Source organism: Photobacterium sp. SKA34, from assembly GCF_000153325.1.
Taxonomy (GTDB): Bacteria; Pseudomonadota; Gammaproteobacteria; order Enterobacterales; family Vibrionaceae; genus Photobacterium.
This window is the reverse complement of sequence record NZ_CH724143.1, coordinates 687713-700261: the sequence shown is the minus strand read 5'-3', so window position 1 is coordinate 700261 and position 12549 is coordinate 687713. Positions and strand designations below refer to the sequence as shown.

Genomic DNA, 12549 nt, shown 5'->3' with positions numbered 1-12549 from the left:
ATACCTGAGTGTATCGCCTTTTTATTATCTGTCTCATCTCACTATCAACTACGATTGTAGTGGTCAACTAAAATTGGCCACGGTTTTAGAGTTTTCCCAATATAATCGTTCTGATTCGTTGGGAGTTAGGCCGCCATTATATTGATGCGGCCTGAGTTGACAGTAATACCCGATAATGTAGCGGATGATCTCTTGTTGAGCTTCAGCAAAACTACGATAACCCACTGTTGGCACCCATTCGGTCTTTAAGCTTCTAAAGAAACGCTCCATTGGTGCATTATCCCAGCAATTTCCTCGGCGAGATAAACTCTGTTTTATCTTAAAACGCCACAGTAATTGACGGTACTTTCGACTTGTATAGTGGCTACCTTGATCGCTGTGGAACATGACGCCTTTCGGCTTACCACGCGACTCATAAGCCATTGAAAGAGCTTTGCCTGTCAGACTGGAATCAGGTGATAAAGACATCGACCAACCAATCACTTTGCGGGCAAAAAGATCAATAACAACCGCTAAATACATCCAGCGATTTCCTGTCCAAATATACGTAACATCACCAACCCAAACTTCATTTGGGGCGGTAACAGCAAACTGTCGGCCCAAGTGATTTGGAACCTCAACATGTTCTTGAGAAGCCTTTCTGTATCGATGCTTTGGCTGTTGGCAACTGACTAAACCAAGCTCTCTCATGAGTTTTGTTGCTCGGTATCGGCTCAGTTTTAAACCCTGATTTGTGACTATATCTGCAATAGTCCTCGCTCCCGCAGAGGCGTTGCTTGCTGCGTGGGCCTCACTAACTAAGCTGCGAAGTTTGACTGTTTCCGCCCTAATCGCTGTTGGACGCTTTAGCCAATAGTTATAACTACTTCGATGAACATTGAAGACTTCGCATAATGTTTTTACGCTATAGCTCTGCTTGAGTTTCTTGATCATCAAGAATTGTTCAGTGAGTCCGACATCAACAGAGCCGTGGCTTTTTTTAATATTTCATTATGCTCTTCAAGACGAGCTAACTTCTTTTTTAATTCCCGAATTTCTATTTGCTCAGGGGTCATAGGCGAAGCTTTTGGCGTTTTGCCTTGTCGTTCTTGTTTAAGCTGACGAACCCATTTATCCATCGTGGATTTACCCACATTCATGGCTTGGGCGGCTTCTGCCACTGAGTAATTTTGATCAATCACTAACTGTGAAGCCTCGAGCTTGAATTCTGCGCTGAATAGTCGTCTTGTACGATTTGTCATAGTGTCACCTGTTAACGTATGAAGTGATGATATCACCTCTAACTAAGTGACCAAATTCACTATGCCACTACAGATATAATGATTTAAGATTTACCACTACTATCAGTAAAGTATGACTATTTATTTACCAGAGCTCGATAGCAGCACTTACCAATTCCCACACCCATCAAACGCCTTATCAGAACCTAATGGGTTACTGGCAATGGGAGGAGATCTCAGCCCCAAACGCTTACAAACTGCCTATCGTGAAGGTATTTTCCCTTGGTTTTCTGAAGGTGAACCTCTTCTTTGGTGGAGTCCTACCCCTCGTGGCGTTTTTCATCCACATACCTTTATGCCAAGTAAGAGCTTGAAGAAGTTTTTCCGCAAATCAGGCTATACCGTTACGATTAATAAGGGATGCCATGATGTGATTCGTCACTGTGCTAGTTGTCGAGGGCCTGAACAAACTTGGATCACTGAAGAAATGATTTCAGCCTATCAAAGACTACATACCCTAGGTATTTGTCATTCCGTGGAAGTTTGGTCTAGTGGAAAACTAGTAGGCGGTTTTTATGGTATTGAAATAGGAACTGTTTTTTGTGGTGAGTCGATGTTTTCATTGGCAGATAATGCATCTAAAATTGCATTATGGCAGTTTTGTCGTTATTTCTCGGAGCTTGGTGGTACATTAATTGATTGTCAAATGATGAACCCACACCTTGAATCCTTAGGCGCAGAAACCTTTGAGCGTTCGTTATTTTTAGACCGTCTTTACCAGCAGCGAGATATTATACTGCCAATTGAAACCTATCTTTCTCACGTTTTACCGATTGCACAGGCCTAACCAATGAATCAGTTATCACTACAAATCGGTCTAACACCAGAATCTAATTGCAGCTACTTACCGAATGAAATGGAGCGATTAGGGGTAGTTATAGAGCCACAGTGGCTATCACCCGAAGGCTACGACTTATTAATAGCCTCAGGTTACCGTCGCAGTAGCCGTGCCATTTATAAACCTATGTGTGCTGCTTGCTCAGCCTGCACACCTTTACGTATTGATTGCCAAGGATTCACGCCATCAAGAAGTCAAAAGCGTCAGCAAGCTCAAATGCGAAAACTGCGCTTCGAATTTAAAACAGATCTAGATAAAAGCTGGTTTGTATTATATGAAAAATACATTCGTATTCGTCATTCCACAGGATCCATGTTTCCAGCCAATAAAGAGCAATTTTTTGAATTTGTAACTGCCCCTTGGATGGCAACCGCCTTTTTGCATGTTTATGAAGATGACACACTTATCGCCATTGCAGTTACAGATGTATTTCCTGACGCATTGAGCGCAGTGTATAGCTTTTTTGAACCAGAGCATTCTCTTTCACTCGGAACCTTATGCGTACTTTTTCAAATAGAGTTCTGTCGTCAATCAAAGCGTCAGTGGCTATATCCAGGGTTTCAAATCGATGCTTGTAAGGCTATGAATTACAAAACACGTTTTGCTCCTCATCAAAAACTTATTGATGGTATATGGCAATAAGTTTGCTTAAATCTAAAGCAATACAAACGGAACACATCAAACAAAAGTCAATTTACGTAGAAAATGCGCATTAATCGCGAACAAAAGCTGACAAAGACAACTGGCAAGGGTAAAATTACCTCCTAAACTTTACACTTAAACAGTTTCGAGGCATTATCCAGCCCGATCAAGATGAATGGCTGGTAGCCTAAGAGGATTTAATGGCAAAAGAAGACGTAATTGAAATGGCAGGTACTGTACTAGATACACTACCTAATACAATGTTCCGTGTTGAGCTGGAAAACGGTCACGTAGTTACTGCTCACATCTCTGGTAAGATGCGTAAAAACTACATCCGTATTCTTACTGGTGACAAAGTAACTGTGGAACTGACTCCTTACGATCTAACTAAAGGTCGCATCGTCTTCCGCGCACGTTAATTTTCTTTCAAAATTAACGATGCAGTGAAACCCAGCTAAATGCTGGGTTTTATTTTATCTATCAAATAATTTTTTGCGTAGATAAAAAAACGCCGTAGACTTTAAGCCTACGGCGTTCTAGCTTTATCGCATTTAATCACTAATGTGCAGGTTCCATCTCACTACTGAATTGGAAATCAAGCTCATCATTGATAAAGTCAACACGCACAGAACCACCATTCACTAAACAACCAAACAGTAATTCATTCGCCAGCGGCTTTTTCAAGTTATCTTGAATTACACGAGCCATCGGACGAGCACCCATTGATTTATCGTAACCTTTATCTGACATCCAGTTACGTGCACGCTCAGAGACTTCCATCGATACACCACGCGCATCAAGTTGGGCTTGCAGTTCAACAATAAACTTATCTACCACTTGACCAATAACATCTTTCTCTAGGTGATTAAACCAAATGATATTATCTAAACGGTTTCTGAATTCAGGTGTAAATACTCGTTTGATTTCAGTCATCGCGTCATGGCTATGGTCTTGTTGAATAAGACCAATAGATTTACGAACTGTTTCGGTAACACCCGCATTGGTCGTCATAACAAAAATCACGTTACGGAAATCCGCTTTACGACCATTGTTATCTGTTAACGTACCGTTATCCATTACCTGTAGTAGTAGATTAAATACATCAGGGTGCGCTTTTTCAATCTCGTCCAGTAGCACTACTGAATGTGGATTTTTAATCACGGCGTCCGTTAATAAACCACCTTGGTCATAACCTACATAGCCAGGAGGAGCACCGATTAAACGGCTAACGGTGTGACGTTCCATGTACTCTGACATATCAAAACGTAACAGTTCAATGCCTAGCGTACGTGCAAGTTGTACGGTCACTTCTGTTTTACCAACACCTGTAGGACCTGCAAACAAGAAAGAACCAACAGGTTTATTCTCCGCACCTAAACCTGCACGACTGAGCTTAATTGCCTCTGTAAGTACATCAATTGCATTATCTTGACCAAAGACTAGCATCTTCAGTTTGTCATCAAGATGCTGAAGTACATCACGATCACTCGATGAAATCGACTTTTCAGGAATACGTGCCATCTTAGCAATCATGGCTTCAATATCACCTACATTCACCGTTTTCTTACGACGGTTAGCTGGAGCTAGACGACAACGGGCTCCCGCTTCATCAATCACATCAATCGCCTTATCTGGTAAATGGCGCTCATTGATGTATTTGGCTGAAAGCTCTACTGCAGCACGAATTGCTTTATTGGTAAAACGTACTTCATGATGCGCTTCATATTTGGGCTTCAAGCCCATTAAGATTTTGGTTGTATCATCAAGCGAAGGTTCAATCACATCAATTTTTTGGAAACGGCGTGAAAGTGCACGCTCTTTCTCAAAAATATTGCTGTACTCTTGGTACGTGGTTGACCCCATGCAACGTAACTTACCACTACTTAGTAACGGCTTAATTAAGTTTGCAGCATCAACTTGACCACCTGATGCCGCACCTGCACCGATAATGGTGTGGATCTCATCGATAAACAATACGGCATGATCTTCTTTTTCTAACTGCTTTAAAATACCTTTAAAACGTTTTTCAAAGTCACCACGATATTTAGTTCCCGCGAGTAGCGAGCCAATATCAAGAGAATAGATCACGCAATCTTTAATAATCTCTGGCACTTGCCCTTCAACAATACGCCATGCTAACCCTTCTGCAATCGCTGTTTTACCGACCCCAGCTTCACCAACCAATAGTGGGTTATTTTTACGACGACGGCATAACACTTGAACGGTACGTTCTAGCTCTTTATCTCGCCCAATTAATGGATCAATACCGCCGGCTTTTGCAAGGTGATTAAGGTTAGTTGCAAAGTTCTCAAGCTTATCTTCAGAATTTGCTTCTGCACGCTGCTCTTCGTTATTTCCCATATCTGATGAATTAACATCATCATTATCACTGTCTTTTACAGTTCCGTGAGAGATAAAGTTAACAACATCTAGACGGCTAATATCACTTTTCTTGAGAAGGTAAGCAGCGTGAGATTCTTGCTCACTAAAAATAGCAACAAGAACGTTAGCACCCGTAACTTCGCTACGCCCGGATGATTGAACATGGAAAACTGCACGTTGTAAGACACGCTGGAAGCTTAGCGTAGGTTGTGTTTCACGGCTTTCATCATCAACCGGAATTAATGGCGTAGTTTGTTCAATAAAGGAATCAAGTTCACGACGCAATTGGTCTAAATCAGCGCGGCACGCTAATAAAGCCTCTTGAGCTGCTACATTTTCTAATAGAGCCATCAATAGATGTTCTACAGTCATAAACTCATGGCGCTTTTCTCGCGCACGAGCAAATGCACCGTTTAGGCTCGCTTCAAGTTCTTTGTTTAGCATAAGGCACCTCCCCTAAAAACCACTAAAAGTGGCGTGCCGGAAAAAGATTATGCTTTTTCCATAGTACACAACAGCGGATGTTCATGTTCGCGTGCGTACATCATAACTTGCGCTACTTTTGTTTCTGCTACTTCTGCTGTGAAGGTTCCGCAAATAGCTTTACCTTCATAATGTACAGCGAGCATTAACTGAGCAGCTTTCTCCAGATCCATGGAGAAGAACGTTTGTAACACTTCTATCACAAAATCCATCGGAGTGTAATCATCATTATTCAAAATTACTTTGTACATCGATGGTGGCTTAACCTGAATCTCTTCCTCTTCTAAAATATCGGAGTCAGGGCTAATCCATTCGTATAACTTACTCATAGTTTCATCTTAGTTCATTAGTTCACAAGCTGGCTATAGCGAAGCCAACAAAAAAGATTTTATTAAAATGTTACAAAGAACACTTGACTGACTTGCTCTTTTTACTAAAGTGTTACCTGTAGTAGATATAATCTGCATCAAAACGCATTAGTATGCAAACTGTCAAATATATTGATATATAGCTAATGCAAAATGGAAGTTGAATGCAAGAGGGATGTAATAGCATGGCAACAGGTACAGTGAAATGGTTCAATAACGCCAAAGGATTTGGTTTCATCTGCCCTGAGGATGGAGAAGACGATATCTTCGCCCATTACTCTACAATCCAGATGGAAGGATACAGAACACTTAAGGCGGGACAACAAGTTAACTATGAAGTGCAAACAGGCCCTAAAGGCTATCATGCTAGCGAAATCATCCTCGCTGAAGGTGATGAAGCTAAGTAATCTTGTATCTACCACATTGTGTATAATAAAGGTGAGTTTAGCTCGCCTTTAATTTTTGTTCCCTTCTATCTCAACATCTACCGCATTACTAACAGACCATAATAATAATGTGTTTACTTGTCTATGTTCTGATGACTCAATGGGCATTTAAAGTACTGCTATCACATGATTATCCAATAATCTTGTTCGGTACAAGAGAAAGACAGAATCACCTTATGCATAAAAAGTGAATAGCTAAAAATGCACTCACCACCGATTAAATTTAAACATATCATTTACAATTCTCTTGCTCTGTTTTCATCATATGCGAAATAATTAGCGTTGAAAACCATTGAATCATTCCCAAAGATCACCTTTGAGAAGTTAAGCACGAACCACCACACTGAATGCCTAACAAGCAAACAAAGTGTATTTTTTGCATACAAAAAAGCCCAGCATTGCTGGGCTCATATCTCTATGTAATGATTGAATTACATTTGTTCAATCATATCATCAGCAAATTCAGAACACTTACGTAATGTTGCGCCATCCATTAGACGCTCGAAATCATAAGTCACTGTTTTGTTGCTAATCGCAGCTTCCATTGAGCTAATGATTAGATCTGCGGCTTCAACCCAACCTAGGTGACGCAGCATCATTTCTGCAGAAAGGATAAGTGAACCTGGGTTTACTTTATCCTGACCTGCGTATTTAGGCGCAGTACCGTGCGTTGCTTCAAATAGTGCAATACCATCACCAATGTTTGCGCCAGGTGCAATACCAATACCACCAACCTGTGCAGCAAGTGCATCAGAAACGTAATCACCGTTTAGGTTCATCGTTGCAATAACATCGTACTCAGCAGGGCGAAGCAGAATTTGTTGCAAGAATGCATCAGCAATACAATCTTTAACGACGATCTCTTTACCCGTATTTGGATTCTTTAAAGTCATCCATGGGCCGCCATCAAGTAGTTCAGCACCGAACTCTTGTAGCGCAACTTCGTAACCCCAATCTTTGAAGGCACCTTCGGTGAACTTCATGATGTTACCTTTGTGTACCAAAGTTAGTGAATCACGATCGTTATCGATTGTGTATTGAATTGCAGCACGGACTAAACGCTTTGTGCCTTCTTCAGATACAGGCTTGATACCTACACCACATTGTTGTGGGAAACGGATTTTAGTTGCACCCATTTCTTCTTGTAGGAATTTAATCACTTTATCCGCTTCCGCAGTACCGGCTTGGAATTCAACACCCGCATAGATATCTTCAGAGTTTTCACGGTAAATAACCATGTCAGTTAGCTCTGGTTGCTTAAGTGGGCTTGGAACACCATCAAAATAACGAACAGGACGAGCACAGATATATAAATCTAGCTCTTGGCGTAATGCTACATTCAGTGAGCGAATACCACCGCCAACAGGCGTTGTCAGTGGGCCTTTAATTGCTACTTTGTAGTCACGGATAAAATCTAATGTTTCTTGAGGTAACCAAGCATCTTCACCGTAAATTTGTGTCGACTTTTCACCTGTGTAGATTTCCATCCACTCAATTTTACGATCGCCAGCGTAGGCTTTCTTTACAGCTGCATCGACAACTTTAATCATTGCAGGGCTTACATCAACACCAATACCATCACCTTCAATGTAAGGAATGACTGGGTTGTTAGGAACGACCAATTTACCATCAGAATCTAGGGTAATTTTCTGACCTTCAACTGGTACAACTACTTTACTATCCATTTTAATCTCCTAGCGTCCATTTGTTATCTTTTTGTAAGATGCGAGCAAATCATACTTGAAATTTTAACGGCACGCCAATTGTGTTATTTTCACGTATAATAGACCTGTCTATACTACAGATCTCCATTACGGCAGTATTTATGAAGCCAAATACCATGATTCGTCAACCTAAACGTGCCAATAATGAGCGCAGGGCATCAAGAAAATTAAATAAACCCAAACGATCGCGTGGCCCACAAAAGATCATTTTATTTAACAAACCCTTTAACACTTTGACCCAGTTTTCTGGTGAACCGGGCGATAGCACCCTGGCAGATTTTATTCCGGTAAAAGATGTTTATCCTGCTGGGCGCTTAGATAAAGACAGTGAAGGTTTGTTAGTTTTAACCAATGATGGTGTGTTACAAGCTAGGTTAACGCAACCCAAATCAAAGCAAGCGAAAGTGTATTGGGTACAAGTTGAAGGCGCACCAACAGAAACTAATCTGCAAGCTTTACGTGATGGCGTAGAATTAAAAGACGGTATGACACTGCCAGCGGGTGTTGAAGTCATTGAATCACCAATCGTATGGGATCGTAATCCACCAATTCGCGAACGTAAAAACATTCCGACCACATGGCTTGCTATTACATTAAAAGAGGGACGTAATCGCCAAGTTCGTCGTATGACCGCGCATATCGGCCATCCAACATTACGTCTAATCCGCTATCAAATGGCACAATGGACGGTCAGTGATCTTGCTCCGGGTGAGTGGCGAGAGGTCACATTAGCCGCCAGTGAACAATTGTAAACGCTGCGATTCATCTGTGTGATTGTTTCTATCTCAAATCACACAGATTACCAACTGAAATGTAAAACACTCTTTCTCTTCAAAAAAACTACACATTCATAACTATATCTATTATTATCCACCAAAATAGCAAACGATTGCGCAGCTAGTAAAACAGTCTACTTATACATTATATTTACTGCTTATTTGGCTGTTACCTATTGTATTAGTGGTGATTTTTCAATTTTAACAATGATATAAGACAGTGCATTACGCTACGTCACTTATTTATTGAAGTGTGATTCTGCTCTCGATCTGTTTCAGCTCAATGCTTTCTGTTAGAATTACGCTCTTAACACTAAATTAGCGACTGAAGAGAAATATGTCAGATAACAGCCAAAAGAAAGTCATTGTCGGCATGTCCGGCGGCGTAGATTCATCGGTATCCGCTTACCTACTCCTTCAACAAGGTTATCAAGTTGAAGGCTTATTTATGAAAAACTGGGAAGAAGACGATAACGACGAATACTGCTCTGCTGCAGAAGATCTCGCTGATGCACAAGCTGTATGTGACAAGCTGGGTATTCCTCTGCACACCATTAACTTTGCAGCAGAATACTGGGATAACGTTTTCGAGTACTTCTTAGCTGAATACAAAGCCGGTCGAACACCAAACCCAGATATTCTATGTAACAAGGAAATCAAATTTAAGGCATTCCTTGAATTTGCAGACGAAGTACTTGAAGCTGATTACATAGCTATGGGTCACTACACCCGTCGTAGCTTCCCAACGGCGGAAGGTGATAAGCCACAAATGCTACGTGGTGTAGATAATAACAAAGACCAAAGCTACTTCTTGTACACCTTAAGTCACGAGCAGATCGCACGTAGCTTATTCCCTGTTGGTGAACTCGAGAAACCTGAAGTTCGTCGCATTGCGGAGGAGCAAGACTTAATTACAGCGAAGAAAAAAGATTCAACAGGTATCTGTTTTATCGGTGAACGTAAATTCACTGAGTTCTTAGGCAAATATCTACCCGCTCAGCCAGGTAAAATTGTTACCGCTGACGAAGGTAAAGAAATTGGTGAACACCAAGGCTTGATGTACCACACTCTTGGTCAACGCAAAGGCTTGCTTATTGGAGGCCAAAAAGGTGGTAATGGTCACGAAGATGCATGGTATGTGGTTGATAAAGATGTTAAAAGCAACCTATTGATTGTTGGCCAAGGCAAAGATCACCCACGCCTAAAATCAAACGGGTTGATTGCGAAGCAATTACATTGGGTTGCTCGTAAACCAATTCGTGAAACAATGGCTTGTACGGTGAAAACACGTTACCGCCAACAAGACATTCCTTGCACCATCATTCCTGTGGATGATGAAACCATTAAAGTGATTTTTGATGAGCCTCAAATTGCAGTTACTCCAGGTCAATCCGCGGTATTCTACAACGGTGAAATCTGCCTAGGTGGCGGCATTATTGAAGAGCGAATTTAAAGGAGTTTCACCGTGGCTTACACTGTTTATGACCGAACAATCGCCTTTGCTGGTATTTGCCAAGCGGTAAAACTGGTTCAGGAAGTTGCCAAAAATGGTAACTGTGACGACGATATTCTAGCCGCAACATTAAATAGTATTGTTGAAACAACGCCAAACAATACTGTTGCCGTCTATGGAAATGAAGAAAACTTGCGCACGGGCTTAGAGTCCATGGTGCGTGATATCGACAATAGCACGTCAGGTAGTGAAATTACTCGCTACTTAGTCAGTGTGATGGCATTAGAACGTAAATTAGAAAGTCGTCGAGACAGCATGTCACAGCTTGGGGATCGCATTGATATGCTTAAACGCCAACGTGACCATTTCGAGCTACTTGACGAGCAAATGCTAAGCAACATCGCGAGTGTTTATCTAGATATTATTAGCCCGCTTGGCCCTCGTATCCAAGTATCAGGCACACCTGCGCAGCTACAACAATCTCACGTACAGCATAAAGTCCGTGCGTTATTACTTGCGGCTGTTCGTGGTGCGGTACTGTGGCGTCAAGTCGGTGGTAAACGTCGCCACCTGTTGTTTGGTCGTAAGCAAATGATCGAGCAAGCAAAAATCTTGCTTGCGCGAAACTAAAAACGACGATGTAAATATTCATAACATCTAGCTTTGGCTAACCCTTAGCTAGATGAACAAATTGTTTTAACCCTTATAAATCAGGAGAGACCCAATATGGAACTGTCAGCATTGACTGCTGTTTCCCCAGTAGATGGCCGATACGGAAGTAAAACAAGCGCACTACGCAGCATTTTCAGTGAATTTGGTCTGCTAAAGTACCGCACAATCGTTGAAATCCGTTGGTTACAAAAATTAGCCGCTACTGACGCTATTGTGGAAGTTCCTGCATTCAGCCCTGAAGCTAACGCATTCTTAGATCGTGTTGCCGCTGAGTTTAGTGAAGAAGATGCGTTACGCATTAAAACGATTGAACGTACAACAAACCATGACGTTAAAGCGGTTGAGTACTTCCTAAAAGAAAAAGTTGCTGAGTTACCAGAGCTTCACGCGGTTAACGAATTCATCCACTTTGCATGTACTTCAGAAGATATTAACAACCTTTCTCACGCGCTTATGCTAACTGAAGCACGTGAAAAAGTAATGCTTCCAGAAGTACGTAACGTGATTGATGCGATCAAAGATCTAGCAAATCAATTCCGTGATATTCCAATGCTTACTCGTACTCACGGCCAGCCAGCTTCTCCATCTACAATGGGTAAAGAAATGGCGAACGTGGCGTACCGTATGGAACGTCAATACAAGCAAATCGAAAACGTTGAAATTCTTGGTAAGATCAACGGTGCTGTAGGTAACTACAACGCTCACCTTTCAGCTTATCCTGAAATCGATTGGCACCAATACAGTGAAGAGTTCGTGACCTCTCTAGGTATCACTTGGAACCCTTACACAACACAGATTGAACCACACGATTACATCGCAGAGCTATTCGATGCATTCGCACGTTTCAACACAATCCTTCTAGACTTCGACCGTGACGTTTGGGGCTACATTGCCCTAGGTCACTTCAAGCAGAAGACGATTGCGGGTGAAATCGGCTCATCAACCATGCCGCACAAAGTTAACCCAATCGACTTTGAAAACTCCGAAGGTAACCTTGGCCTAGCAAATGCTATCTTCGGTCACCTAGCACAGAAACTGCCTGTTTCTCGCTGGCAGCGCGACCTTACTGACTCAACAGTACTTCGTAACCTAGGTGTAGGTTGTGGTTATGCAATTATTGCTTACACATCAACACTGAAAGGCATTAGCAAGCTAGAAGTTAACGCTGATGCGTTAGCTGCAGAGCTTGATAAGAACTGGGAAGTATTGGCTGAGCCAGTACAAACAGTAATGCGTCGTTACGGTATCGAAAAGCCATACGAGAAGCTAAAAGAACTAACCCGTGGTAAACGTGTTGATGGCGAAGGCATGCGTGTATTCATCGATGGCCTTGATCTTCCAGAGCATGAAAAAGCACGTCTAAAAGAGCTAACACCAGCAAATTACATTGGTGATGCTGTTAAGCTAACTGACAATCTATAATTTCGTTATAAACGAGATTAAAAAAAGGCGAGATGGGTACCTTTCTCGCCTTTTCTTTATCTC

12 protein-coding genes are annotated in these 12549 nt (G+C 41.7%); 8 read left to right on the top strand and 4 right to left on the bottom strand.

Going from position 1 to position 12549, the window contains the following annotated elements; all coding sequences use genetic code 11:
* Positions 1–63: 63 nt before the first annotated feature.
* Positions 64–1241 (bottom strand): IS3 family transposase gene (locus SKA34_RS16040; protein WP_086004105.1). Its coding sequence is split into 2 segments (ribosomal slippage): positions 64–983 and positions 983–1241, totalling 1179 coding nucleotides; the frame shifts between segments, so codons are not numbered across the junction.
* A gap of 112 nt (positions 1242–1353) precedes the next feature.
* On the opposite strand from SKA34_RS16040, the gene aat reads away from it, so the two are divergent.
* From aat to infA, 3 genes are all read left to right on the top strand, one after another.
* The gene (gene aat / locus SKA34_RS16030; protein WP_006646585.1) at positions 1354–2067 is read left to right on the top strand and encodes a leucyl/phenylalanyl-tRNA--protein transferase; all 714 of its coding nucleotides are present in this window, start codon (positions 1354–1356) and stop codon (positions 2065–2067) included.
* 3 nt (positions 2068–2070) lie between these two features.
* Complete coding sequence (locus SKA34_RS16025) at positions 2071–2760, top strand: arginyltransferase (protein ID WP_006646584.1); 690 nt, start codon at positions 2071–2073, stop codon at positions 2758–2760.
* Positions 2761–2960: 200 nt separating this feature from the next.
* Positions 2961–3179, top strand: a complete 219-nt coding sequence (gene infA / locus SKA34_RS16020) for a translation initiation factor IF-1 (protein WP_005368778.1) — start codon at positions 2961–2963, stop codon at positions 3177–3179.
* 139 nt (positions 3180–3318) lie between these two features.
* Here infA and clpA read toward each other — a convergent pair whose 3' ends face one another.
* Together clpA and clpS are read right to left on the bottom strand one after the other, a co-directional pair.
* Positions 3319–5586: an ATP-dependent Clp protease ATP-binding subunit ClpA gene (clpA, locus tag SKA34_RS16015; protein ID WP_006646583.1), complete on the bottom strand. Its 2268-nt coding sequence runs from the start codon at positions 5584–5586 to the stop codon at positions 3319–3321.
* A gap of 47 nt (positions 5587–5633) precedes the next feature.
* Positions 5634–5954, bottom strand: coding sequence for an ATP-dependent Clp protease adapter ClpS (gene clpS / locus SKA34_RS16010; RefSeq protein WP_006646582.1), 321 nt, complete (start codon positions 5952–5954; stop codon positions 5634–5636).
* Between the two features lie 224 nt (positions 5955–6178).
* Here clpS and cspD point away from each other — a divergent pair, with 224 nt between their 5' ends.
* Entirely contained in the window at positions 6179–6400 is a 222-nt protein-coding gene (gene cspD / locus SKA34_RS16005; RefSeq protein WP_005368784.1) for a cold shock domain-containing protein CspD, read from the top strand.
* A 470-nt stretch (positions 6401–6870) separates the two neighbouring features.
* Here cspD and icd read toward each other — a convergent pair whose 3' ends face one another.
* Complete coding sequence (gene icd, locus SKA34_RS16000) at positions 6871–8124, bottom strand: NADP-dependent isocitrate dehydrogenase (protein ID WP_006646581.1); 1254 nt, start codon at positions 8122–8124, stop codon at positions 6871–6873.
* A gap of 140 nt (positions 8125–8264) precedes the next feature.
* Here icd and SKA34_RS15995 point away from each other — a divergent pair, with 140 nt between their 5' ends.
* The 4 genes from SKA34_RS15995 to purB all read left to right on the top strand — a co-directional run bounded on the left by SKA34_RS15995 (position 8265) and on the right by purB (position 12486).
* Positions 8265–8915 carry a pseudouridine synthase gene (locus SKA34_RS15995; protein WP_006646580.1) on the top strand — a complete coding sequence of 217 codons (651 nt, stop codon included), beginning with the start codon at positions 8265–8267 and terminating at the stop codon, positions 8913–8915.
* A 361-nt stretch (positions 8916–9276) separates the two neighbouring features.
* Positions 9277–10392: a tRNA 2-thiouridine(34) synthase MnmA gene (gene mnmA, locus SKA34_RS15990; RefSeq protein WP_006646579.1), complete on the top strand. Its 1116-nt coding sequence runs from the start codon at positions 9277–9279 to the stop codon at positions 10390–10392.
* 12 nt (positions 10393–10404) lie between these two features.
* Positions 10405–11022: a high frequency lysogenization protein HflD gene (gene hflD, locus SKA34_RS15985; protein ID WP_006646578.1), complete on the top strand. Its 618-nt coding sequence runs from the start codon at positions 10405–10407 to the stop codon at positions 11020–11022.
* Positions 11023–11118: 96 nt separating this feature from the next.
* Positions 11119–12486: an adenylosuccinate lyase gene (purB, locus tag SKA34_RS15980; RefSeq protein WP_006646577.1), complete on the top strand. Its 1368-nt coding sequence runs from the start codon at positions 11119–11121 to the stop codon at positions 12484–12486.
* Positions 12487–12549: the final 63 nt, after the last annotated feature.

Coding starts and splice junctions, on each gene's coding strand:
- purB (WP_006646577.1), top strand. CDS start 11,119: ATGGAACTGTCAGCATTGACTGCTGTTTCCCCAGTAGATGGCCGATAC.
- clpS (WP_006646582.1), bottom strand. CDS start 5,954: ATGAGTAAGTTATACGAATGGATTAGCCCTGACTCCGATATTTTAGAA.
- SKA34_RS16025 (WP_006646584.1), top strand. CDS start 2,071: ATGAATCAGTTATCACTACAAATCGGTCTAACACCAGAATCTAATTGC.
- clpA (WP_006646583.1), bottom strand. CDS start 5,586: ATGCTAAACAAAGAACTTGAAGCGAGCCTAAACGGTGCATTTGCTCGT.
- infA (WP_005368778.1), top strand. CDS start 2,961: ATGGCAAAAGAAGACGTAATTGAAATGGCAGGTACTGTACTAGATACA.
- SKA34_RS15995 (WP_006646580.1), top strand. CDS start 8,265: ATGAAGCCAAATACCATGATTCGTCAACCTAAACGTGCCAATAATGAG.
- cspD (WP_005368784.1), top strand. CDS start 6,179: ATGGCAACAGGTACAGTGAAATGGTTCAATAACGCCAAAGGATTTGGT.
- aat (WP_006646585.1), top strand. CDS start 1,354: ATGACTATTTATTTACCAGAGCTCGATAGCAGCACTTACCAATTCCCA.
- mnmA (WP_006646579.1), top strand. CDS start 9,277: ATGTCAGATAACAGCCAAAAGAAAGTCATTGTCGGCATGTCCGGCGGC.
- icd (WP_006646581.1), bottom strand. CDS start 8,124: ATGGATAGTAAAGTAGTTGTACCAGTTGAAGGTCAGAAAATTACCCTA.